The organism is Testudinibacter sp. P27/CKL/0425, assembly GCF_052931395.1.
On the sequence record NZ_CM128801.1, the window covers coordinates 225713 to 248442 of the forward strand.

Sequence of the window (22730 nt, forward strand, 5' to 3'; positions counted from 1 at the left end):
ATAAGGCGTTAAGTGAGATTTTTTAAAATGACCAAAAAATTGCTATTTCTGTGGTTCAGAACACATTAAAAAACACGGTAAAAATTCAGGCAAGTAACGCTATAAATGCTTGGATTGTTTACGGACATATTCTCACACAAATTACCTTCAATCCGCCCAAATCTGGCACGATTACACCGTCGGAAAACAGACGTATAAGCAGCTTGCGTTAACCTATGATTGTTCGGTCAGGACTATCCAAAGGCACCTGAAAAAAGCCCCTAAAACGCCACTCAGCACACCGCAAACCACAATGTTGAATCTTATTATGGATGTCACTTTTTTCGGGCCACAATTCGGCGTATTAGTCATAATGGATTCCCGCTCAAAAAAGGTGATTTACCACCAAATCGTTCGTACCGAAAAGGACATTTACTATACCAAAGCCATCAATCGATTGCGTAAAAAAGGATTTATTATTCAATCTATTACTTGCGATGGGCGACGGGGCTTATTGAAAGATATATTTAATACGCCAACCCAAATGTGCCAATTTCACCTTGTTGCAATGGTGATTCGCAAGCTGACGAGAAACCCTAAATCCGTTGCCGGAAAGGAACTGAAAACAATGGTTAAAACACTCAAGCAGAGTCACAAAAATGACTTTTATGTCCGTTTGCATCACTGGTTTTTGCAGCATAAAGCTTACTTAGAAGAACGGTCTGATATACCCGATAATCAGGGTAAATTTCCTTATAAACATCGCAAATTGAGAGGGGCTTATGCCAGTATTAAACGCTATATGGATTACTTGTTTGTCTTTGAAAAATACCCGGAGTTACGGATAGAAAAAACGACAAATCGGCTGGAAGGGCTGTTTAAGGATTTAAAGCAGAAATTATCCGTTCATAATGGACTAAACCGAAGGAATAAGATTATGTTTATACAGGATTTTTTGAATAAAAAGAGCTAGAAAAACTAGCGCTTTAAGAGGAGTAGCCACAAAAATGTCTAATAGAAGCTTAGATCTCAAAATCAGCCACATTTTTGGCTACTATGCCGAAAAAAATCGCTATCGGAAAACCCGATAGCGATAGGATTGATGTCTAACTGTATCAGCGTTATTGCTTCAACACATAGGCCGATGCGCGTTTGTGTCCGAACTCATCGGCTTCTAAGTAAACCCCTTGAATTTCCGGTTCAAAGCCCGGCAGTTCGTTAATGCCTTGTTCCAATGCAAGGAAATATTCCAACACCGCACCGTCCCAAATCTCACCCGGCACGATACACAGCACCCCCGGCGGATACGGCAATGCGCCCTCGGCAGCGGTGCGGCCACGAATTTCCGACAGTGGCACCAGTTCGACCTGATTGCGGATAAACGCATTGTGGCACTCTTCCGGCGTAATATTGATTTTCGGCCAGGCATCACGCAGGAACATCTGTTGTTGCAGCTCGTTCAAGCGGTGTTTGGCATAGAAATCATGCAATTTTTGGCACAGATCGTTGATCCGCATTTTGCCGTATTGCGGATAGGTTTTTGCCAGTGTCGGCAGCATATCAATCACTGGGGTGTTGTCTTGAATATGTTCCTCAAAACGGGCGATATTGGCAACCAAATGCTGGAATTTCGCCATGGTTTCCGCCGGAGTCAACAGGAACAGAATCGAGTTCAAATCCGCTTTTTCAGGGATCACCGAACGTTCACGCAGGAAATGTGCCAAAATGGTGGCAGGAATGCCAAATTCCTCATATTCCCCAGTTTCCATGTTGATACCTGGGGTGGTGAGTAACAATTTGCACGGATCGATAAAGTATTGCTCTTCGGCATAGCCGTCAAAATCGTGCCAGCGGGCATCTTTAGCGAATTGGAAAAAGCGAATATTATTGGCGATATCTTCTGATTTATGGTTTTCCCATGATTTACCGTCCACCATTGGCGGCACAAACGGACGAATCAGTTTACAGGTTTTCAGCAGCATTTTGCGCACTTCCACGCTGCTTAACACACACTCTTGCCACATCCGTTTGCCTGCCTTGCCGGCGTGCATTTTGGCGTTGACATCGAGTGAAGCGAACAGCGGATAAAACGGGCTGGTTGAGGCGTGCATCATAAAGGCGTTATTGAAACGTTTATGGTTGCAATACCGCTCTTGCAGGTGGATATGGTTGTCTTTTTTGTGAATTTGCGAGGCTTGCGAAAAGCCCGCTTGTTGTTTATGCACCGATTGGGTGACTAAAATGCCCGGATCGTTTTCATTCAGTTCCAACAATAGTGGCGAACAATCTCTCATCATCGGGATAAATTGTTCATAGCCGACCCACGCCGAATCAAACAGAATGTAATCACACAAATGCCCGATGCGATCCACCACTTGGCGTGCGTTGTAAATCGTGCCGTCATAAGTACCCAGTTGAATCACCGCCAAACGGAACGGGCGCTTATCGTTGGCACGCTCCGGAGCGACTTTGGCGATTTGCGCCCGGATATCATCCTCTTCAAAACAGTGCGACGGAATCCCGCCGATAAACCCGTAGGCGTTGCGAGTGGTTTCCATATATACCGGGGTTGCGCCGCTGATGGTTAACGCGCCTTGATGAACCGATTTATGGTTGTTGCGATCGAACAACACCAAATCGCCCTTGGCGACCAGTGCGCCAATTGCCACTTTGTTGGCTGATGATGTGCCGTTCAGCACAAAATAGGTTTTATCGGCATTGAATACTCGTGCCGCATGAGCTTGTGCTTGAAACGCCGGGCCTTCGTGAATCAGCAAATCGCCTAAGCGCACATCGGCGTTACAGGAATCGGCACGGAACAGCGTTTCGCCGAAATATAGATAGAAACGACGCCCTGACGGGTGTTTACGGAAAAATTGCCCGCCTTGATGCCCCGGGCAGTCAAAGGCAGCGTTGCCGTAGTCGGTGTACTCTTTTAACGCTTGGAAAAATGGCGGATCAAGGGTGTCGATATAGTCGGCGGCAGCGGCATTGATCAGCTGTCCGTTATAATATTTTTGATCTTCCGCCAGCTCGATTACCCCGTAGAGCTCAGTTAGCCACTCGTCAGGCACGGTTTCGCCATATTCAATGGCGGCAAAAATCGGAATCGCAAAGCCCAACCGCTCCAGCTCTTCCCAAACTTCAGGCAAATCTTTAATGGTGGTCACCACGGCACAGACATTGGTGAAGTCGGTCATGTCTATGTCCATGATTTTATAGTCAGACAAAAAGGCAAATTCGGTGCCTTGACTGGCAGCAATTTTCATCGGCGTTTTCCTATCGGCAGACGAGTCAATTCAGGTGAATGCGCAGGGCATTTCACGGTCATTTTGCAATCGCAAAAGAGCGGTTAAAGCTCGGGCAAACGATAGCAAATTTAGCGTGTCAGTGAAAGAAAGATCGGGCTTAAAACGGAGAAAAACGTCGTCAAGTGCGGTCTGAGAAATGGCGGGGGTGGACAGTGGATTATTTTTGAAAAAACGCTTGCAATCTGTGCAGTGATTCTATAGAATTTGCGGACTTTCATTAGGAAGTCGTTTGATGTAATCATTTATCAAACGAGCGACAACAATCGGTTGTTGCTGACAATGTTCCCGATTGGGGAACTAAAATAGGCTTAATCGCACTTCATTTTCATATCAAGTAGTAGAAAATTGAGGTGTCGGTTTTTTGTTATCTAATTTTTAGAATGGAGCTCTGGTCTCATGCAGAACCAAAGAATCCGTATCCGTTTGAAAGCGTTTGATCATCGTTTGATCGATCAATCCACTGCGGAAATCGTAGAAACAGCTAAGCGCACAGGTGCTCAAGTTCGTGGTCCAATTCCATTGCCGACCCGTAAAGAGCGTTTTACCGTGTTGATTTCTCCACACGTTAACAAAGACGCACGTGATCAATACGAAATTCGTACTCACAAACGTTTAGTTGATATTGTTGAGCCAACAGAGAAAACTGTTGATGCGCTTATGCGTTTAGATCTGGCTGCCGGCGTTGACGTGCAGATCAGCCTAGGTTAATTAAGAGGTTATTACAATGATTGGTTTAATCGGTCGTAAAGTTGGTATGACTCGCGTGTTCACTGAAGCAGGCGTTTCTATTCCAGTTACTGTCATCGAAATCGAAGCCAACCGTGTTACTCAAGTGAAAACCCTTGAAACAGATGGCTATTCTGCAATTCAGGTTACTACGGGTGCTAAAAAAGCAAGTCGTGTAACTAAGCCTGAAGCAGGTCATTTCGTTAAAGCAGGTGTTGAAGCTGGTCGCGGTTTATGGGAATTCCGTACTAACGGTGAAGAATTCACCTTAGGTCAGGAAATTAATGTTGATGTCTTCGCAGACGTTAAAAAAGTAGACGTAACAGGTACATCTAAAGGTAAAGGTTTCGCCGGTACAGTTAAACGTTGGAACTTCCGTACTCAAGATGCTACACATGGTAACTCTTTGTCTCACCGTGTTCCGGGATCTATTGGTCAAAACCAAACTCCGGGTCGCGTATTCAAAGGGAAAAAAATGGCAGGACATTTGGGTGCTGAGCGTGTAACCGTTCAATCCCTTGAAGTTGTTCGTGTTGATGCTGAACGTAAATTATTATTAGTAAAAGGCGCTGTTCCAGGCGCAACTGGTAGTGATTTAATTGTTAAACCAGCTGTTAAAGCTAAAGCATAAGTCTAGGAGATAGGAATGGAATTAGTAACTAAAGATGCACAAAGTGCATTGACTGTTTCTGAAACTACCTTCGGACGTGAGTTTAACGAAGCGTTGGTACACCAAGTTGTTGTTGCTTATGCAGCAGGTGCTCGCCAAGGTACTCGTTCACAAAAAACTCGTGCTGAAGTAGCAGGTTCAGGCAAAAAACCATGGCGTCAAAAAGGTACAGGTCGTGCACGTTCCGGTAACGTAAAAAGTCCGATTTGGCGTTCAGGTGGTGTGACATTTGCGGCTAAGCCACAAGATCACAGCCAAAAAGTGAACAAAAAAATGTATCGTGGTGCAATTAAGAGCATTCTTTCTGAATTAGTTCGTCAAGACCGTTTGGTTGTGGTGGAAAAATTCGAAGTTGCCGCCCCGAAAACAAAAGTTTTAGTTCAAAAATTAAAAGAAATGGCACTTGATGATGTGCTGATCATTACAGCGGCTTTAGATGAAAATCTATTCTTGGCTGCACGTAACCTCTACAAAGTAGACGTGCGTGATGTTCAAGCGATTGATCCGGTAAGTCTGATTGCTTTTGAGAAAGTTGTTATTACTGCTGAAGCTGTTAAGCAAATTGAGGAGATGTTGGCATGATTCTAGAAGAACGTTTGCTAAAAGTGCTTAAAGCACCTCATGTCTCTGAAAAAGCGACTAATAATGCTGAACAGTCGAACACCATCGTTTTCAAAGTAGCGAAAGAAGCCAACAAAGTTGAAATCGCCGCTGCGGTTGAAAAATTGTTCGAAGTGAAAGTGGATTCTGTACGTACAGTGGTTGTTAAGGGTAAAACCAAACGTCACGGTGCAAGAACAGGCCGCCGTAGCGACTGGAAAAAAGCGTATGTAACATTGCAAGAAGGCCAAGAATTGGACTTCCTTGACAGTGCAGAGTAATCAGAGGAGTAGAAAATAATGGCTATCGTTAAATGTAAGCCGACCTCCGCTGGTCGTCGTCATGTAGTTAAAATTGTTAACGCTGATCTTCATAAGGGTAAACCTTATGCACCTCTTTTAGATACTAAATCTAAAACAGGCGGGCGTAACAACTTCGGACGTATCACTACCCGTCATATCGGTGGTGGTCACAAACAACATTACCGTATCATCGACTTCAAACGTAACAAGTTAGATGTGCCGGCAGTGGTTGAGCGTCTGGAATATGATCCAAATCGTTCTGCAAACATCGCATTGGTGTTGTATAAAGACGGTGAACGTCGTTATATCTTAGCACCAAAAGGCTTGTCAGCAGGCGATCAAATCCAAGCGGGAACCCAAGCGCCAATTAAAGTTGGTAACTCATTGCCAATGCGCAATATCCCAGTTGGTACCACTGTACACAACGTAGAATTAAAACCGGGCAAAGGCGGTCAAATCGCTCGTTCTGCCGGTGCGTATGTACAAATTATTGCTCGTGAAGGTAACTATGTAACTCTGCGTCTTCGTTCAGGCGAAATGCGTAAAGTGTTATCTGAATGTCAGGCAACTATCGGTGAAGTTGGTAATTCTGAGCATATGCTGCGCGTACTGGGTAAAGCCGGTGCGAACCGCTGGCGCGGAGTTCGCCCTACTGTTCGCGGTACGGCGATGAACCCGGTAGATCACCCTCATGGTGGTGGTGAAGGTCGTAACTTTGGTAAACACCCAGTAACACCTTGGGGCGTTCAAACTAAAGGTAAGAAAACTCGCCACAACAAACGTACTGATAAATATATCGTACGTCGCCGTGGTAAATAATTTTAATATAACAAGAGGATAAGCCATGCCACGTTCTCTCAAGAAGGGTCCTTTTATTGACCTACACTTGCTGAAGAAGGTAGAGAAAGCGGTGGAAAGCGGGGATAAAAAACCAATTAAAACTTGGTCCCGTCGTTCAATGATCATTCCTACAATGATTGGTTTGACCATCGCCGTCCATAATGGTCGTCAGCACGTTCCTGTGTTTATTTCCGATGAAATGATCGGACACAAACTGGGTGAATTTGCCCCGACTCGTACTTACCGCGGTCATGCCGCTGATAAGAAAGCTAAGTAAGGAAGGAAGTAAAAGATGGAAACTATTGCAAAACATCGTTTCGCTCGCACTTCAGCTCAAAAAGCTCGCTTAGTTGCTGATTTAATTCGCGGTAAAAATGTTGCTCAAGCTCTGGAAATCTTGACATTCACCAACAAAAAAGCTGCGGCTTTGGTGAAAAAAGTTCTTGAGTCTGCAATTGCTAACGCAGAGCACAATGACGGTGCAGATATCGATGATCTTAAAGTTGCTAAAATCTTCGTTGACGAAGGTCCAAGCATGAAACGTGTTATGCCACGTGCTAAAGGTCGTGCAGATCGTATTTTAAAACGTACAAGCCACATCACTGTGGTTGTGTCTGACAAGTAGGAGAATAACAATGGGTCAAAAAGTACATCCTAATGGTATTCGCCTAGGTATTGTTAAACCTTGGAGTTCAACCTGGTTTGCGAATACACAAGACTTCGCTGACAACTTGGAAGGCGATTTCAAAGTACGTAAATTCTTGAATAAAGAATTAGCTAACGCTTCTGTAGCACGTATCGATATCGAGCGTCCTGCGAAGAGCATTCGTGTGACTATTCACACTGCTCGTCCGGGTATCGTTATTGGTAAAAAAGGCGAAGATGTTGAAAAATTGCGTAACAAACTGGCTGAAATCACCGGTGTGCCTGCGCAAATCAACATCACTGAAGTGAAAAAACCTGAACTGGATGCGAGATTAGTCGCTGAAAGCATCGCTTCACAACTTGAGCGTCGTGTGATGTTCCGTCGCGCGATGAAACGTGCTGTACAAAACGCAATGCGTTTAGGTGCACAAGGTATCAAAGTTGAAGTAAGCGGTCGTTTAGGTGGTGCAGAGATTGCACGTTCTGAATGGTATCGTGAAGGTCGTGTGCCTTTGCATACACTACGTGCAGACATCGATTATAACACTGCAGAAGCTCATACAACATACGGCGTTATCGGCGTTAAAGTATGGATCTTCAAAGGTGAGATTCTTGGTGGAATGGCTGCAGTTATGCAATCAGAACAACAACCTGAAGCGCAGCCTAAAAAAGCGCGCAAAGGTCGTAAGTAAGGAGATTGAATAAATGTTGCAACCAAAACGTACAAAATTCCGTAAAGTCCACAAAGGTCGTAACCGTGGATTAGCGGCAGGTACCGATGTGAGCTTCGGTACATTCGGCTTAAAAGCAGTTGGCCGTGGTCGTTTAACAGCCCGTCAAATTGAAGCGGCTCGTCGTGCAATGACACGTGCGGTTAAACGTCAGGGTAAAATCTGGATTCGTGTATTCCCAGACAAACCAATTACTGAGAAGCCATTGGAAGTCCGTATGGGTAAAGGTAAAGGTAACGTTGAGTACTGGGTAGCCTTGATCCAACCGGGTAAAGTGCTATATGAAATGGACGGTGTGTCTGAAGAAATCGCAAGAGAAGCTTTTGCATTAGCAGCAGCGAAATTGCCAATCAAGACAACCTTCGTAACTAAGACGGTGATGTAATGAAAGCTCAAGAACTACGTACAAAAAGTGTTGAAGAGCTGAATGCTGAATTGGTTAACTTGTTAGGTGAGCAATTCAAGTTGCGTATGCAAGCAGCCACCGGTCAGCTTCAACAAACCCATCAGTTGAAACAAGTGCGTCGTAATATTGCACAACTTAAAACTGTTCTAACCGAAAAGGCGGGTGAGTAATGACTGATAAAATTCGTACAGTACAAGGTCGTGTTATCAGTGATAAGATGGATAAATCTTTCACAGTAGCAATCGAACGTATGGTTAAACACCCACTTTATGGTAAGTTTATCCGTCGTACAACCAAGTTACACGTACACGATGAAACCAATGAAGCGAATGTTGGTGATTTAGTAGAGATTCGCGAATGTCGTCCTATCTCTAAAACTAAATCATGGACTTTAGTTCGTGTTGTTGAAAAAGCAGTAATCTAATTATTGTTCTTTCACCAAAATAGAAACCGTACTTTGCAAAAAGTGCGGTTTTTTTATATCTATTTCCCTCACGCTATTTATCTTCCAACTGCACTTGACGCTTAAAAAACCAAAATTTTTTAGCAGTATACTGCTATCACTTGTTATTGACATAACAAGTGAATAATCCCTTGCTAAAAAATAATAAGGACATCACATGAAGAAATTTTTATGTTTAGTTGGAATTTTTACAGCCATAACATCAATGTCAACCCAAGCAAAAACTCTGGAGGATGTTGGTAAAATGACATTTAGGGAATTTTGTAGTTCGCCAGAATCTTATAAGGATGTAGTAGAGGCAGCGGCTGAAGATTATGGATCGAGACATATGGTAGCGAGAGTAATTTACGAGATTGCAGTGCGACATCAGAGGGACTGTACTGATGGTGGTAAAACTGAAGTCAGTATATGTGACAGAATCAATGAGCTACCAAGAAAACAGCGAGAAAAAGTGGAAACAGTCTGTAATATGCCATTATCTGAAATCTATATTTCTAATGTTGAAAGGGAGTACGGGCAATGATATGCAAAAGATTGATAACAGAAGTTCAATTCTGGCATATGCAGATGTTCCCCAGTGATAATATCGCATATTCGGAAAAAGTACCGCATATTTTAGAGCATCAGAAATTTATCGGCTTAGGTGATTGGGAAGAGAAAGCCGAACAAATTCCCGATTTCTGTGAAAAGATTCAGGTTAATGACATTATTGCAGTTAAGAATGGTGCTAAATTGATTGCGCTGGTGCAAGTTATCGGCGGTGTATATTATGTGAATGATGATGAAACCGACTCAGGGTGGATGGTTTACCACCGACCTATTAGAGTATTGGATTGGGCATTAAATGATGAACATTTACCCCATGCAAGGGGTACATTAAACCGCTGTGTAAATGATGTCGAAACCACTCAAATTATCAAAAACTGGTATGCAAGGGTAAAACATTCTTTTAAAGAACGTGGTTTAAGTGTAGTGGTTTAATAAAACGATTACCTACCATTGTTAGCCAGTATTCTAACTTTCAAAGTGCGGTTGAAGATTATTATCGCTAAACCGCACTTTGAATTATATTCCCCCATATTTTCCCAACCCATGATAAATCTTAGCTGCAAACACAAAATCCGGTTGCTTTCCTTTTAGCCATTCGATATAATCCGCATCCTGTTTGCATTGGGCAAATAGGTTCGTCCCGAAAGGGTTTTTTTGATTTTAGCGGAGCACTAATATGATCCAAGAACAGACTATGCTGGACGTTGCTGATAATTCAGGCGCTCGTAGCGTAATGTGTATCAAGGTTCTAGGTGGCTCACACCGTCGTTACGCCGGTATTGGCGACATCATCAAAATTACTGTGAAAGAAGCAATTCCTCGCGGTAAAGTAAAAAAAGGTGATGTATTAAAAGCGGTTGTGGTGCGCACCAAGAAGGGTGTACGTCGCCCAGATGGTGCAGTTATTCGCTTCGATGGTAATGCTTGTGTTATTTTGAATAATAATACCGAGCAACCAATCGGTACACGTATTTTCGGACCGGTGACTCGTGAACTTCGTTCAGAGAAGTTTATGAAAATCATCTCATTGGCCCCGGAAGTAGTGTAAGGAGAGTGTTATGGCTGCAAAAATCCGTCAAAACGATGAAGTAATCATGCTAACCGGAAGCGCTGAAAAGGGCAAAGGTAAACGTGGTAAAGTAACAAAAGTACTGTCTAACGGTAAAGTAATCGTTGAAGGTTTAAACATGGTTTCTAAACATGAGAAACCGGTTCCGGCTTTAGGTAAAGCTGGTGGTATTGTGAAACAAGAAGCGGCAATCGACGTTTCTAACGTAGCAATCTATAACCCGTCAACTAATAAAGCTGACCGCGTAGGCTTCCGATTTGAAGACGGCAAAAAAGTTCGTTTCTTCAAATCTACTGGTGAAACAATTAAATAATACTGGAGTATAGCGATGGCGAAACTGCATGATTATTACAGAGATCAAGTAGTAAGCGAATTGAAAGACAAATTCGGCTACAAATCTGTCATGCAAGTCCCACGAGTCGAAAAGATAACCCTGAATATGGGTGTGGGTGAAGCGCTGACCGATAAAAAACTGTTAGATAACGCAGTAGCGGATCTGGCAGCAATTAGCGGTCAAAAACCTTTAATCACTAAAGCACGCAAATCTGTTGCAGGCTTTAAGATTCGTCAGGGATATCCAATCGGCTGCAAAGTGACCCTACGTGGTGAACGTATGTGGGAATTCTTTGAACGATTGATTCATATTGCGGTTCCTCGTGTCCGTGATTTCCGTGGTTTAAGCGCGAAATCATTCGACGGCCGTGGAAACTACAGCATGGGTGTGCGTGAGCAAATCATCTTCCCTGAAATCGATTACGATAAAGTGGATCGTGTTCGTGGTTTGGATATTACTATCACAACGACTGCGAAAACAGATGAAGAAGGTCAAGCACTACTGGCTGCCTTTAACTTCCCATTCCGTAAATAAGGCGGGTTGCAAATGGCTAAAACATCAATGAAGATGCGCGATGTAAAACGCGCAAAACTGGCTGAAAAATTCTACGCTCAACGTGTTGAGCTGAAAAAAATTATTTCAGACGTGAATGCCTCTGACGAAGATCGTTGGAACGCCGTGTTAAAGTTACAATCTTTACCACGTGATTCTAGCCCTTCTCGTCAACGTAACCGCTGCCGTCAGACCGGTCGTCCGCATGGTGTATTGCGTAAGTTCGGTTTGAGCCGTATTAAGGTTCGTGAAGCTGCCATGCGTGGTGAGATTCCGGGTCTTAAGAAAGCAAGCTGGTAATTTAACCACTTTAATTTGGAATCATGGGAGTAAAGACACATGAGCATGCAAGATCCAATCGCAGATATGTTGACCCGCATTCGTAACGGTCAATCTGCGAACAAAATCGCGGTCAACATGCCTTCATCCAAGCTAAAAGTGGCGATTGCCAATGTGCTTGCGGAAGAAGGTTATATTGAAAGCGTAAAAATTTCCGAAGGTGCTAAACCTGAACTGGAAATTACTTTGAAATATTTCCAAGGTAAACCTGTTGTAGAAAGTATCCAACGTATCAGCCGTCCTGGTCTGCGTATTTATAAACGCAAAGACGAATTACCGAGTGTAATGGGTGGTTTAGGTATCGCTGTGGTTTCTACTTCTAAAGGTGTGATGACTGACCGTGCCGCGCGTAAAGCCGGTTTGGGCGGTGAGATCATCTGTTACGTAGCTTAATAGAGAGGTAGGAAGATGTCTCGTGTTGCTAAAGCACCCGTTAATATTCCTGCCGGCGTTGAGGTAAAACTTAACGGTCAGCTATTAACGGTAAAAGGTAAGAATGGTGAGTTATCTCGTACCATTCACAATGAAGTTGAAGTTAAACAAGAAGATGGTGCGCTGACTTTTGTTCCTCGTAACGACGGCAAAAGTGCAAATGCACAATCCGGTACAGCTCGTGCGCTTGTTAACGCAATGGTTATCGGTGTTACTGAAGGCTTCACTAAGAAGTTAAGATTGGTGGGTGTAGGTTACAGAGCACAACTTAAAGGCAATAGTATTGCGTTAAGTTTAGGCTTCTCTCACCCGGTTGAGCACGCATTGCCGGCTGGTATCAAAGCTGAATGCCCATCACAAACAGAAATTGTTTTGACCGGCGCAGACAAACAGCTTATTGGTCAAGTCGCAGCAGACATTCGTGCTTATCGCCGTCCTGAGCCTTACAAAGGCAAAGGGGTACGTTACGATGATGAAGTCGTTCGTACCAAAGAGGCTAAGAAAAAATAATAAGGTAACACTATGGATAAGAAATTGGCTCGTATCCGTCGTGCAACTCGCGCACGTCATGCGATGAGAGAGCAAGGAGTAACCCGTCTGGTTATTCACCGCACCCCTCGTCACATTTATGCGCAAGTTATTGCACCTAACGGTTCAGAAGTACTTGCCGCTGCTTCAACTGTTGAAAAAGTAATTAGTGAGCAAGTGAAATATACCGGTAACAAAGATGCTGCTGCAGTAGTAGGTAAAGTTGTTGCAGAAAGAGCATTGGCTAAAGGCGTACAATCTGTTGCCTTTGACCGTTCCGGTTTTAAATATCATGGTCGTGTGCAAGCATTGGCCGACGCTGCTCGTGAAGCTGGTCTACAGTTCTAATAGAGGTAATTTGAGATGGCAAACATCGAAAAACAAGCTGGTGAACTGCAAGAGAAGCTAATCGCGGTAAACCGTGTATCTAAAACAGTAAAAGGTGGTCGTATTTTCAGCTTCGCTGCATTGACAGTGGTAGGTGATGGTAACGGTCGCGTAGGTTTTGGTTACGGTAAAGCCCGTGAAGTTCCGGCAGCGATCCAAAAAGCGATGGAGAAAGCCCGTCGTAATATGGTTAATGTAGCGATTACAGAAGGTACTTTACAGCACCCTGTTAAAGGTACTCACACCGGTTCACGCGTATTTATGCAACCGGCAAGTGAAGGTACCGGGATTATCGCAGGTGGTGCGATGCGTGCAGTATTAGAAGTTGCTGGCGTGCGTAACGTATTGTCTAAAGCATACGGTTCAACCAACCCAATCAACGTTGTCCGTGCAACAATTGATGCATTGGCAAATATGAAATCACCAGAAATGGTTGCTGCGAAACGTGGCAAAACCGTTGATGAAATTTTGGGGTAATTGATCATGGCAAAAACTATCAAAGTAACACAAACCCGTAGCTCAATCGGTCGTTTGCCGAAACATAAAGCTACGCTTCGTGGTCTTGGTCTTCGCCGTATCAACCACACAGTCGAGTTAATTGATACTCCGTCTGTTCGTGGCATGATCAACCAAGTTTCATACATGGTTAAAGTAGAGGAGTAAGAGAATGCGTTTAAATACTCTGTCTCCGGCTGATGGAGCTAAGAAAAGTGCTAAACGTCTTGGGCGTGGTATTGGTTCCGGTTTAGGTAAAACAAGTGGTCGTGGTCACAAAGGACAAAAATCCCGTAACAACGGTGGTGGTGTTCGTCGTGGCTTCGAAGGTGGTCAAATGCCTTTATACCGTCGTTTACCGAAATTCGGTTTCACGTCACAAAAAGCACTGGTTTCAGCTGAAATTCGTTTGAATGATTTAGCGAAAGTGGACGGTGAAGTTACATTAGACTCACTGAAAGCAGCCGATATTATTTCGAATAATATCCAATTTGCAAAAGTTATTCTTGCCGGTGAAGTTAAAGGTCCTGTAGTTGTTCGCGGTCTGCGTGTGACTAAAGGTGCTAAAGCAGCAATTGAAGCTGCTGGCGGCTCAGTTGAGGAATAATTAATCAATGGCAAAACAACCAGGTTATCAAGCAAAAAGTACCCAAGGTGGTACGGGTGAGCTTAAAAGAAGATTGCTGTTTCTATTGGGAGCATTAATCGTTTTTCGGATAGGTTCATTTATTCCGGTTCCTGGTATTGATGCCGCTGTATTAGCTCAGTTGATCAATCAACAACAAGGTACCATCATCGACATGTTTAACATGTTTTCCGGTGGTGCTTTGAGTCGTGCTTCAGTCTTTGCGTTAGGGATCATGCCGTACATTTCGGCATCGATCATTATCCAGTTATTAACTGCGGTACATCCTGCGCTGGCAGAATTAAAGAAAGAAGGGGAATCCGGTCGTCGTAAAATCAGTAAATACACACGTTATTCGACGTTGGTATTGGCTACGATTCAAGCGATTGGAATCTCTACCGGCTTGCCAAGCATGATTCCGGGTTTGGTTCCAAACCTTGGCTTAGGCTTTTATGTTACGGCAGTTGTGAGTTTAGTCACCGGAACCATGTTCTTAATGTGGTTAGGTGAACAAATCACTGAGCGTGGTATCGGTAACGGTATTTCTTTAATCATCTTCGCGGGTATTGTCGCCGGACTGCCTTCTGCGATTGGTCAAACCATTGAGCAGGCGCGTCAAGGACAAATGAATGTACTGGTATTATTGTTGATTGCAGTCATTGTATTTGCAGTAACCTATTTTGTTATCTTCGTAGAAAGAGGACAAAGAAGAATCGTCGTTAACTATGCCAAACGCCAACAAGGCCGTCATATGTTAGCTGCACAAAGTTCGCACTTACCGCTTAAAGTCAATATGGCTGGGGTTATTCCCGCTATTTTTGCTTCCAGCATTATCCTGTTCCCAGCCACGCTGACGCAATGGTTCGGACAAGGAACTAATATGGAGTGGTTGTCGAATTTATCATTGTTGTTAGCGCCGGGCGAACCGATTTATTTGGTTCTGTATGCGGTAGCAATTATCTTCTTTAGTTTCTTCTATACGGCAATGCAATATAATCCACGAGATACTGCGGATAATCTGAAAAGATCCGGCGCATTTATCCCGGGTATTAGACCAGGTGAACAAACGTCGCGTTATATTGACAAAATCATGACTCGTTTGACCTTGATTGGTGCATTATATATCACGTTTGTTTGTTTAGTGCCTTATATTATGACCTCAACTTGGAACGTACAATTCTACTTTGGTGGAACCTCGCTTCTGATCGTTGTTGTAGTAATTATGGATTTCATCGCACAGGTTCAAAGTCACTTAATGTCGACCCAATATGAATCTGCGCTGAAGAAAGCAAACCTTAAAGGGTTCGGGCAGTAATCGCCCATTGAAATAAAAGGGAAAAGCAATGAAAGTTCGTGCTTCCGTAAAAAAAATGTGTCGTAACTGCAAAGTGATCAAACGTGACGGTATCGTTCGTGTGATCTGCAGTGATCCGCGACATAAGCAACGTCAAGGTTAACCTCAATTTTCCTTGCAAAGAATAAGCTGAGCAGTTATACTGCTCAGCTCATTTCGTCCTTGATATACTGTTTGAGTATCCTGAAACGGGCTTTTCAAGATCAGTATATCAATTAACTTTAAATAAATAGGAGTGCATAGTGGCCCGTATTGCAGGCATTAACATTCCTGATCACAAACATGCTGTAATTGCGTTAACTGCAATCTACGGAATCGGTAAAACCCGCTCAAAAGCCATCTGTGCTGCGGCAGGTATTGCTGAAGATGTAAAGATCAGAGAATTGTCTGAAGAGCAGATCGATATTCTGCGTGACGAAGTTGGTAAATTTACCGTTGAAGGTGATTTGCGTCGTGAAGTAACTTTGAACATCAAACGTCTTTTGGACTTAGGATGCTATCGTGGTTTACGTCATCGTCGTAGTTTACCGGTACATGGTCAACGTACTAAAACAAATGCGCGTACCCGTAAGGGTCCTCGTAAGCCGATCAAGAAATAATCGGGGTAAATGATAATGGCTAAAACACCAGTTCGTGCACGTAAGCGTGTAAAAAAACAAGTCGTAGATGGCGTGGCACATATCCATGCGTCTTTCAATAACACAATCGTTACCATTACAGACCGTCAAGGTAACGCTTTAGCATGGGCTACAGCGGGTGGTTCAGGTTTCCGTGGTTCACGTAAATCCACTCCGTTTGCTGCACAGGTTGCTGCTGAGCGTTGTGCCGAAGTTGTTAAAGAGTTCGGTTTGAAAAATTTGGAAGTTATGGTAAAAGGACCAGGTCCTGGTCGTGAGTCTACTATTCGTGCGTTGAATGCTGCGGGTTTCCGTATCACCAACATCACAGACGTGACTCCGATTCCTCATAACGGTTGTCGTCCACCGAAAAAACGTCGTGTTTAATGGCGTTCTAGGATAGTTGGAGAAAGAAAATGGCAAGATATTTGGGTCCTAAACTCAAGCTAAGCCGTCGTGAAGGTACTGACTTATTCCTTAAGTCCGGTGTCCGTGCGATTGAATCAAAATGTAAATTAGATACAGCACCCGGTCAACACGGTGCTCGTAAAGCACGTTTATCCGATTACGGTAGTCAATTACGTGAGAAGCAAAAAGTTCGTCGTATGTACGGCATCTTAGAGCGTCAATTCCGTAACTACTACAAAGAAGCTAACCGCTTAAAAGGTAATACCGGTGAAAACTTGTTGGTATTATTGGAAGGTCGTTTGGATAACGTTGTTTACCGTATGGGATTTGCGGCAACTCGCGCTGAAGCTCGCCAATTAGTGAGCCACAAAGCGATTGTTGTGAATGGTCGTGTGGTTAATATTCCATCGTTCCAAGTTTCTGTTGAAGATGTTGTTGCTGTTCGTGAAAAATCGAAAAAACAAGCACGTATTAAAGCATCATTAGAATTAGCAGAGCAAAGAGAAAAACCAACATGGTTGGAAGTTGATGCTGCTAAAATGGAAGGCGTATTCAAACGTACTCCTGAACGTTCTGATTTATCAGCAGACATTAACGAACATCTGATCGTTGAGCTTTATTCTAAATAATAGAGCTTAGAAGCAAAGAGAGGATAAAATGCAGGGTTCTGTGACAGAATTTTTAAAGCCACATTTAGTTGATATCGAGCAATTAAGCCCGACTCAGGCTAAAGTGACCTTAGAACCGTTAGAACGTGGCTTTGGCCACACATTAGGTAATGCGTTACGTCGCATCCTTCTATCTTCTATGCCGGGTTGCGGCGTGACCGAAGTGGAAATCGACGGCGTATTGCATGAGTACAGCAGTAAAGAAGGCGTTCAAGAAGATATTCTGGAAGTGCTTCTAAACTTAAAAGGTCTAGCGGTTAAAGTGCAGAATAAGGACGATATGTTCCTGACGCTGAGTAAATCTGGAATCGGACCTGTTGTTGCTGGCGATATCACCCATGATGGGGATGTAGAGATTGTTAATCCTGAACATGTGATTTGTCATTTGACGGATGCTAACGCATCAATTAATATGCGAATCCGTGTGCAACGTGGGCGTGGCTACGTGCCTGCCTCTGCACGCAAACACGTTCAAGACGAAGATCGTCCGATTGGTCGCCTGTTGGTTGACGCTTGTTACAGTCCGGTAGATCGCATTGCTTATAATGTCGAAGCTGCCCGTGTTGAACAACGCACCGATTTGGATAAATTGGTTATCGAAATGGAAACCAATGGCACTATCGACCCGGAAGAAGCGATTCGTCGTGCAGCGACAATTCTAGCAGAGCAACTTGATGCATTCGTTGATTTGCGTGATATCCGTCAACCTGAAGTTAAAGAAGAAAAACCGGAATTCGATCCGATTCTTCTGCGTCCTGTGGACGATTTAGAGTTGACAGTTCGTTCTGCTAACTGTTTGAAAGCAGAAACAATTCACTATATCGGTGATCTAGTTCAACGTACAGAAGTGGAGCTATTGAAAACCCCTAATCTTGGTAAGAAATCACTTACTGAAATTAAGGATGTACTGGCTTCACGTGGACTATCACTGGGTATGCGCCTTGAAAATTGGCCTCCGGCAAGTATTGCTGAAGACTAATTTCGGTATGGATTAAGATTTTTCTGAGAAGGATAAGGTCATGCGCCATCGCAAGAGTGGTCGTCAACTAAACCGTAATAGCAGTCATCGCCAAGCGATGTTCCGTAATATGGCAGGTTCTTTAGTTCGTCATGAAATCATCAAGACGACTTTGCCTAAAGCAAAAGAATTACGTCGTGTAGTTGAACCGTTAATTACTTTAGCTAAAGCAGACAGCGTTGCAAATCGCCGTTTAGCTTTCGCTCGTACTCGCGACAACGAAATCGTTGCGAAATTATTTAATGAATTAGGTCCACGTTTTGCTCAACGTGCCGGTGGTTACACCCGCATTTTGAAGTGTGGTTTCCGTGCAGGCGACAATGCACCAATGGCATACATTGAGTTGGTTGATCGTCCGGAAGTTGCTGAAGAAGCGGCTGCGGAATAATCATTAAACGATTAAAATCGTTAAAATAAAAAGCTCACCGAATGGTGAGCTTTTTTATGGACGCAAAGTGCGGTCAACGATCATCAATCCCTTTTAATAGGCATAGTAGACAAAAATGTGGCTGATTTTGAGATCTAAGCTTCTATTAGACATTTTTGCGGCTACTCCTCTTAAAGCGCTAGTTTTTCTAGCTCTTTTTATTCAAAAAATCCTGTATAAACATAATCTTATTCCTTCGGTTTAGTCCATTATGAACGGATAATTTCTGCTTTAAATCCTTAAACAGCCCTTCCAGCCGATTTGTCGTTTTTTCTATCCGTAACTCCGGGTATTTTTCAAAGACAAACAAGTAATCCATATAGCGTTTAATACTGGCATAAGCCCCTCTCAATTTGCGATGTTTATAAGGAAATTTACCCTGATTATCGGGTATATCAGACCGTTCTTCTAAGTAAGCTTTATGCTGCAAAAACCAGTGATGCAAACGGACATAAAAGTCATTTTTGTGACTCTGCTTGAGTGTTTTAACCATTGTTTTCAGTTCCTTTCCGGCAACGGATTTAGGGTTTCTCGTCAGCTTGCGAATCACCATTGCAACAAGGTGAAATTGGCACATTTGGGTTGGCGTATTAAATATATCTTTCAATAAGCCCCGTCGCCCATCGCAAGTAATAGATTGAATAATAAATCCTTTTTTACGCAATCGATTGATGGCTTTGGTATAGTAAATGTCCTTTTCGGTACGAACGATTTGGTGGTAAATCACCTTTTTTGAGCGGGAATCCATTATGACTAATACGCCGAATTGTGGCCCGAAAAAAGTGACATCCATAATAAGATTCAACATTGTGGTTTGCGGTGTGCTGAGTGGCGTTTTAGGGGCTTTTTTCAGGTGCCTTTGGATAGTCCTGACCGAACAATCATAGGTTAACGCAAGCTGCTTATACGTCTGTTTTCCGACGGTGTAATCGTGCCAGATTTGGGCGGATTGAAGGTAATTTGTGTGAGAATATGTCCGTAAACAATCCAAGCATTTATAGCGTTGCTTGCCTGAATTTTTACCGTGTTTTTTAATGTGTTCTGAACCACAGAAATAGCAATTTTTTGGTCATTTTAAAAAATCTCACTTAACGCCTTATTCTATAAGGGATTAAGCGAGATTTCAGCCACATTTTTGTCTACTATGCCTTTTTGTCTACTATGCCCGATTTTTCTGACCGCACTTTATTTGCTATGCCTCATATTTTTCGGGTTCCCTTATGAACAGCCTGAGCGCGTGTTTTTTTGCACGAGCAAAAAAGAGTAATAGACAAAAAACCACCGCGCTTTCTCAGTTACGGTGGTTTTTTTGCATCTTATCCAAGTGCGGTTATTGTAACTGCTGTTGCACCGCTTGATAGTCGCTGTTGTGCAACGGCATATAGCCGGTGAAGTGCAACCAAGTGCGCAAGTTGGCATAGTAGTGTTGCAGAAACGGTTTCAGATCGGCTTTTTGTTGTAGCGAATGTTGATTAACGTATAAATACAGTTGGCGGGTCAGCGGCTGGTAACTGCCGTCGGCGGCGGTTTGCAGCGACGGTGCGACTGCGCCGTTGCCGTTGCCGTTATCAATCGCTAACAGCTTCAGTTCCTGCCAGTGGCGGTGATATGCTCCGATGCCGAAAAATGCCAGTGAGTTTGGATCTTTGGCGATTTTCGCTACCAATTCCTCTTCGTTTTCCGATGCGGTGTAATCGCTGCGGCTAACGCCAGCTTCGCTGGTGATTTTATCGGTGAAGTAATCATAAGTGCCGGAGGCTTGTCCGCGTCCGTATAAAGCAAGCGGTTTGTCCGGAAAACTTGACCGCACTTGATTCCAGTTGCTGATTTTGCCTTCGGCGGCTTTTTGCCAAATGGTTTTCAGTTCACTGACGCTCAATTCGTTCACCCAATCGTTTTTCAGATGAGTGACCACCGCCACGGTATCCACCGCGAGCGGAAGTGCGGTATAGGCAATGCCGTTCTGTTCGCACAGCGCTTGCTCTTTGGCATTGATCGGGCGGGAAGCATCGTTAATATCGGTTTTGCCGCTGCAAAACAGTTGGAAGCCCGCGCCGCTACCGGAAAATTTAACCGAGATGCTGGCGTTTTTGTTTTTGCGTAGAAAACGCTCGGCAGCTTCTTTGCTGATCGGGTAAACCGTGCTGGAGCCGTCGATCACCAAGGTATTGGCACCGATTTCCACATCGCTGGTTTTGTCACTGTCACAACCGACACTCGCCAACACGGCGGCTGTGGCGGCAAGTGCGGTGAGCATTCTGAATTTACGCATAGCCAACCTCATTTATGCTTTGTTTCTTTTTTCCGCCATGAAACTTTCCCAGAAAGTTTTCAGGCTGCTGTATTTGGTTTCCACCGCATTGAAATAGGTTTCCACCTCGTCGATCACCTCGTGCTGGCTGTCTTCAATATCCGCCTGTAACTTGGCTTCCAGATCCGCGAGTGCTTGTTTTAATTCTTGAATTTTCTGTTCTTTTTCACGAATACTTTGCAGTGTCATAATGTGGTTCCTTATAGAAGTTGTCCGATGCCGATGATAGCAAGCGGGATAGCAAAGAACACACCAAACATATAAGCAAATACATACATTTTATTCTTCAAACCCCATTCGGCGAGGGTGGTTGCCATAATAATCGGCACTTGGCGCAACAACGGCAATACATAAATTAAGCCGATACCGAATACGTTAAACAGTAAATGCACCAAGGCAATTTGTAGCGCAACCTGTGCGGCCGGGCCGGAAATCGCTGTGGCGGCTAAAAGTGCGGTTACCGTGGTGCCGATGTTGGTACCCAGTGTGAACGGGTAAACCTGTTTCAAGGTGAAAACGCCTGTTCCCGCCATTGGTACGATTAACGCGGTGGTGGTTGAGGAGGATTGCACCATCACGGTGATCAGCGTGCCGGACAGCATTCCGGAAACCGGACCGCGCCCGACTGCGGCGTTTAACACGTCTTTGGCTTTGCCGACCATCACTTTGCGCAACACTTTGCCGATTTGGCTGACCACAAACAGAATCAACACCACGCCCAACACAATCAGCAACAAGCCCGACCAAATGCCCGGAAGCCAGCCGGTCAGCATTTTTAGTACATTATCAGCAGGTGCCAGCAGAGTTTTCATAAAGTTCATGCCGCTCATGCTCATATTACTATCGGAAACAAATAGTTGCGCCAGATAGGCTGAGGAATTTTGTAGCGGTCGGAAAATTAATTCCAGCGGAAGCATAATGGCTACCGCTAAAATATTAAAGCTGTCATGCACCGTGGCGGCGGAAAACGCGCGGCGGAATTCGTCCGGATTTTTAATATGCCCAAGACTGACGATGGTGCTGGTCAGTGAAGTACCGATATTCGCACCCATTACCATCGGAATCGCCATACTGACCGGCAGACCGCCGGCAACCATGCCGACAATAATCGAGGTGACAGTGCTGGAGCTTTGGATCAGTGCGGTGGTGACAATCCCGACAATTAAGGCAACGAACGGGTTGGACGCAAAACTGAACAGCTCTTTGGCGTTGCTGCCGGTGGCGATTTTAAAGCCACTGCCGATAGCGCCAACGGCGGCTAACAAGAGATAAATTAAAACCGCTACCAATAGCCATGCTTGCCAATTTTTGGAAGAAGCGCTTGGTAGCTCATGTGAAGGTACGGTTTGAGCAGTATTCATACTTGTCATCTTTACGTTAAGTTAAAATCGAGGCAAAGTTTACCAGAGAAGTATGACAGTTTTATGACAGCGGGAGCGGCAGAGTGCATTTGGCAGGGCTTTGCGGGCGGTTGAGAAAAAATTGTCCGCATTACGCATTTGATATGAATGATTTTTTTCTTATACGGTTTTACAGACCGCACTTGAGATTTTATTGGCAGGCAAGTGCGGTTTTATATTTAGAGCATGATGATCAGCAGCCAAATCAGCGCCATGATCAGCAGCGTCATGGTTACGGCGGCGGAGCCTAAATCTTTGGCTTTGCCGGATAGCGCGTGATAATCGGTGCCGATGCGATCCACCACCGCTTCAATCGCGCTATTCAGTAGTTCGACCACCAACACCAACAGCGCCGAACCGATCATCAATGCCCATTCCACGCCGTTATCGCCAAGCAAGAACGCCAGCGGAATCAGAACGGCGACCATGATTAGCTCGTGTTGAAACGCAGTTTCGCCGAGCGCTTGTTTAAAGCCTTGGATTGAATAGCCGGTGGCTTTGATGATGTGAGTAAAGCCTTTGTGTTTTTGCATACGCTTCCTAA

At 44.1% G+C, this 22730-nt stretch carries 37 protein-coding genes; 31 read left to right on the forward strand and 6 right to left on the reverse strand.

Annotated elements, in window-relative coordinates; translation table 11 throughout:
- Positions 1-109: 109 nt before the first annotated feature.
- Positions 110-952, forward strand: coding sequence for an IS256 family transposase, variant Zn-binding type (locus tag ACUHGC_RS01150; RefSeq protein WP_446833552.1), 843 nt, complete (start codon positions 110-112; stop codon positions 950-952).
- A gap of 148 nt (positions 953-1100) precedes the next feature.
- Here ACUHGC_RS01150 and speC read toward each other — a convergent pair whose 3' ends face one another.
- Positions 1101-3248 carry an ornithine decarboxylase gene (gene speC / locus ACUHGC_RS01155; RefSeq protein ID WP_446833878.1) on the reverse strand — a complete coding sequence of 716 codons (2148 nt, stop codon included), beginning with the start codon at positions 3246-3248 and terminating at the stop codon, positions 1101-1103.
- A gap of 438 nt (positions 3249-3686) precedes the next feature.
- Between speC and rpsJ the strand changes: the two genes are divergently transcribed.
- The 30 genes from rpsJ (at position 3687) to rplQ (ending at position 18436) form a co-directional block, all read left to right on the forward strand.
- Positions 3687-3998 carry a 30S ribosomal protein S10 gene (rpsJ, locus tag ACUHGC_RS01160; protein WP_001181005.1) on the forward strand — a complete coding sequence of 104 codons (312 nt, stop codon included), beginning with the start codon at positions 3687-3689 and terminating at the stop codon, positions 3996-3998.
- Positions 3999-4014: 16 nt separating this feature from the next.
- The gene (gene rplC / locus ACUHGC_RS01165; RefSeq protein WP_446833879.1) at positions 4015-4647 is read left to right on the forward strand and encodes a 50S ribosomal protein L3; all 633 of its coding nucleotides are present in this window, start codon (positions 4015-4017) and stop codon (positions 4645-4647) included.
- A 15-nt stretch (positions 4648-4662) separates the two neighbouring features.
- On the forward strand, positions 4663-5268 hold the full coding sequence (gene rplD / locus ACUHGC_RS01170; RefSeq protein ID WP_446833880.1) for a 50S ribosomal protein L4: 606 nt from the start codon (positions 4663-4665) through the stop codon (positions 5266-5268).
- Positions 5265-5567, forward strand: a complete 303-nt coding sequence (rplW, locus tag ACUHGC_RS01175) for a 50S ribosomal protein L23 (RefSeq protein ID WP_034615160.1) — start codon at positions 5265-5267, stop codon at positions 5565-5567. The genes rplD and rplW overlap by 4 nt, the downstream gene beginning before the upstream one ends.
- An 18-nt stretch (positions 5568-5585) precedes the next feature.
- Entirely contained in the window at positions 5586-6407 is an 822-nt protein-coding gene (gene rplB / locus ACUHGC_RS01180; RefSeq protein WP_446833881.1) for a 50S ribosomal protein L2, read from the forward strand.
- Between the two features lie 25 nt (positions 6408-6432).
- Entirely contained in the window at positions 6433-6705 is a 273-nt protein-coding gene (gene rpsS, locus ACUHGC_RS01185) for a 30S ribosomal protein S19 (RefSeq protein WP_132964897.1), read from the forward strand.
- A 15-nt stretch (positions 6706-6720) separates the two neighbouring features.
- Positions 6721-7053 (forward strand): 50S ribosomal protein L22, encoded by a 333-nt coding sequence (gene rplV, locus ACUHGC_RS01190; RefSeq protein ID WP_034615150.1) that lies wholly within the window; start codon positions 6721-6723, stop codon positions 7051-7053.
- Positions 7054-7063: 10 nt separating this feature from the next.
- Positions 7064-7765, forward strand: a complete 702-nt coding sequence (gene rpsC, locus ACUHGC_RS01195) for a 30S ribosomal protein S3 (RefSeq protein ID WP_034615147.1) — start codon at positions 7064-7066, stop codon at positions 7763-7765.
- 13 nt (positions 7766-7778) lie between these two features.
- Positions 7779-8189 carry a 50S ribosomal protein L16 gene (gene rplP / locus ACUHGC_RS01200; protein ID WP_034615144.1) on the forward strand — a complete coding sequence of 137 codons (411 nt, stop codon included), beginning with the start codon at positions 7779-7781 and terminating at the stop codon, positions 8187-8189.
- A complete protein-coding gene (gene rpmC / locus ACUHGC_RS01205) occupies positions 8189-8380 on the forward strand; it encodes a 50S ribosomal protein L29 (protein ID WP_446833882.1) in 192 nt (63 codons plus the stop codon). Before rplP ends, rpmC begins: the two co-directional genes overlap by 1 nt.
- Positions 8380-8634 carry a 30S ribosomal protein S17 gene (rpsQ, locus tag ACUHGC_RS01210; RefSeq protein WP_446833883.1) on the forward strand — a complete coding sequence of 85 codons (255 nt, stop codon included), beginning with the start codon at positions 8380-8382 and terminating at the stop codon, positions 8632-8634. The genes rpmC and rpsQ overlap by 1 nt, the downstream gene beginning before the upstream one ends.
- A 196-nt stretch (positions 8635-8830) precedes the next feature.
- Positions 8831-9196, forward strand: coding sequence for a hypothetical protein (locus ACUHGC_RS01215; RefSeq protein ID WP_446833884.1), 366 nt, complete (start codon positions 8831-8833; stop codon positions 9194-9196).
- Positions 9193-9654, forward strand: coding sequence for a pyruvate kinase (locus ACUHGC_RS01220; RefSeq protein ID WP_446833885.1), 462 nt, complete (start codon positions 9193-9195; stop codon positions 9652-9654). Before ACUHGC_RS01215 ends, ACUHGC_RS01220 begins: the two co-directional genes overlap by 4 nt.
- 244 nt (positions 9655-9898) lie before the next feature.
- Positions 9899-10270 (forward strand): 50S ribosomal protein L14, encoded by a 372-nt coding sequence (gene rplN / locus ACUHGC_RS01225; RefSeq protein ID WP_034615134.1) that lies wholly within the window; start codon positions 9899-9901, stop codon positions 10268-10270.
- A 10-nt stretch (positions 10271-10280) separates the two neighbouring features.
- On the forward strand, positions 10281-10604 hold the full coding sequence (gene rplX / locus ACUHGC_RS01230) for a 50S ribosomal protein L24 (protein WP_446833886.1): 324 nt from the start codon (positions 10281-10283) through the stop codon (positions 10602-10604).
- 15 nt (positions 10605-10619) lie between these two features.
- A complete protein-coding gene (rplE, locus tag ACUHGC_RS01235) occupies positions 10620-11159 on the forward strand; it encodes a 50S ribosomal protein L5 (RefSeq protein ID WP_084257852.1) in 540 nt (179 codons plus the stop codon).
- A 12-nt stretch (positions 11160-11171) separates the two neighbouring features.
- A complete protein-coding gene (gene rpsN, locus ACUHGC_RS01240; protein ID WP_446833887.1) occupies positions 11172-11477 on the forward strand; it encodes a 30S ribosomal protein S14 in 306 nt (101 codons plus the stop codon).
- Positions 11478-11516: 39 nt separating this feature from the next.
- The gene (gene rpsH / locus ACUHGC_RS01245) at positions 11517-11909 is read left to right on the forward strand and encodes a 30S ribosomal protein S8 (RefSeq protein ID WP_446833888.1); all 393 of its coding nucleotides are present in this window, start codon (positions 11517-11519) and stop codon (positions 11907-11909) included.
- 15 nt (positions 11910-11924) lie between these two features.
- Complete coding sequence (gene rplF, locus ACUHGC_RS01250; RefSeq protein ID WP_446833889.1) at positions 11925-12458, forward strand: 50S ribosomal protein L6; 534 nt, start codon at positions 11925-11927, stop codon at positions 12456-12458.
- A 12-nt stretch (positions 12459-12470) separates the two neighbouring features.
- Complete coding sequence (gene rplR, locus ACUHGC_RS01255) at positions 12471-12824, forward strand: 50S ribosomal protein L18 (RefSeq protein WP_084257856.1); 354 nt, start codon at positions 12471-12473, stop codon at positions 12822-12824.
- 15 nt (positions 12825-12839) lie between these two features.
- Positions 12840-13340 carry a 30S ribosomal protein S5 gene (gene rpsE / locus ACUHGC_RS01260; RefSeq protein ID WP_084257857.1) on the forward strand — a complete coding sequence of 167 codons (501 nt, stop codon included), beginning with the start codon at positions 12840-12842 and terminating at the stop codon, positions 13338-13340.
- A 6-nt stretch (positions 13341-13346) separates the two neighbouring features.
- Positions 13347-13526, forward strand: a complete 180-nt coding sequence (gene rpmD / locus ACUHGC_RS01265) for a 50S ribosomal protein L30 (RefSeq protein ID WP_446833890.1) — start codon at positions 13347-13349, stop codon at positions 13524-13526.
- A gap of 4 nt (positions 13527-13530) precedes the next feature.
- Positions 13531-13965 (forward strand): 50S ribosomal protein L15, encoded by a 435-nt coding sequence (rplO, locus tag ACUHGC_RS01270; RefSeq protein ID WP_446833891.1) that lies wholly within the window; start codon positions 13531-13533, stop codon positions 13963-13965.
- Positions 13966-13972: 7 nt separating this feature from the next.
- Positions 13973-15298 carry a preprotein translocase subunit SecY gene (secY, locus tag ACUHGC_RS01275; RefSeq protein WP_446833892.1) on the forward strand — a complete coding sequence of 442 codons (1326 nt, stop codon included), beginning with the start codon at positions 13973-13975 and terminating at the stop codon, positions 15296-15298.
- A gap of 28 nt (positions 15299-15326) precedes the next feature.
- A complete protein-coding gene (rpmJ, locus tag ACUHGC_RS01280) occupies positions 15327-15440 on the forward strand; it encodes a 50S ribosomal protein L36 (protein WP_084589884.1) in 114 nt (37 codons plus the stop codon).
- Between the two features lie 139 nt (positions 15441-15579).
- Complete coding sequence (gene rpsM / locus ACUHGC_RS01285) at positions 15580-15936, forward strand: 30S ribosomal protein S13 (protein WP_084257862.1); 357 nt, start codon at positions 15580-15582, stop codon at positions 15934-15936.
- Between the two features lie 15 nt (positions 15937-15951).
- The gene (gene rpsK / locus ACUHGC_RS01290; RefSeq protein ID WP_005701868.1) at positions 15952-16341 is read left to right on the forward strand and encodes a 30S ribosomal protein S11; all 390 of its coding nucleotides are present in this window, start codon (positions 15952-15954) and stop codon (positions 16339-16341) included.
- Between the two features lie 29 nt (positions 16342-16370).
- Complete coding sequence (gene rpsD, locus ACUHGC_RS01295) at positions 16371-16991, forward strand: 30S ribosomal protein S4 (RefSeq protein WP_132964871.1); 621 nt, start codon at positions 16371-16373, stop codon at positions 16989-16991.
- A gap of 28 nt (positions 16992-17019) precedes the next feature.
- Complete coding sequence (locus tag ACUHGC_RS01300) at positions 17020-18009, forward strand: DNA-directed RNA polymerase subunit alpha (protein ID WP_446833893.1); 990 nt, start codon at positions 17020-17022, stop codon at positions 18007-18009.
- Positions 18010-18049: 40 nt separating this feature from the next.
- Positions 18050-18436 (forward strand): 50S ribosomal protein L17, encoded by a 387-nt coding sequence (gene rplQ, locus ACUHGC_RS01305; protein ID WP_446833894.1) that lies wholly within the window; start codon positions 18050-18052, stop codon positions 18434-18436.
- A gap of 187 nt (positions 18437-18623) precedes the next feature.
- Here rplQ and ACUHGC_RS01310 read toward each other — a convergent pair whose 3' ends face one another.
- From ACUHGC_RS01310 to ACUHGC_RS01330, 5 genes are all read right to left on the reverse strand, one after another.
- Complete coding sequence (locus ACUHGC_RS01310; RefSeq protein WP_446834810.1) at positions 18624-19511, reverse strand: IS256 family transposase, variant Zn-binding type; 888 nt, start codon at positions 19509-19511, stop codon at positions 18624-18626.
- 294 nt (positions 19512-19805) lie between these two features.
- The gene (locus ACUHGC_RS01315) at positions 19806-20747 is read right to left on the reverse strand and encodes a PstS family phosphate ABC transporter substrate-binding protein (RefSeq protein ID WP_446833895.1); all 942 of its coding nucleotides are present in this window, start codon (positions 20745-20747) and stop codon (positions 19806-19808) included.
- Positions 20748-20759: 12 nt separating this feature from the next.
- Entirely contained in the window at positions 20760-20975 is a 216-nt protein-coding gene (locus tag ACUHGC_RS01320) for a hypothetical protein (RefSeq protein WP_446833896.1), read from the reverse strand.
- Positions 20976-20986: 11 nt separating this feature from the next.
- On the reverse strand, positions 20987-22147 hold the full coding sequence (locus ACUHGC_RS01325) for a hypothetical protein (protein ID WP_446833897.1): 1161 nt from the start codon (positions 22145-22147) through the stop codon (positions 20987-20989).
- Positions 22148-22365: 218 nt separating this feature from the next.
- On the reverse strand, positions 22366-22719 hold the full coding sequence (locus ACUHGC_RS01330; protein WP_446833898.1) for a diacylglycerol kinase: 354 nt from the start codon (positions 22717-22719) through the stop codon (positions 22366-22368).
- Positions 22720-22730: the final 11 nt, after the last annotated feature.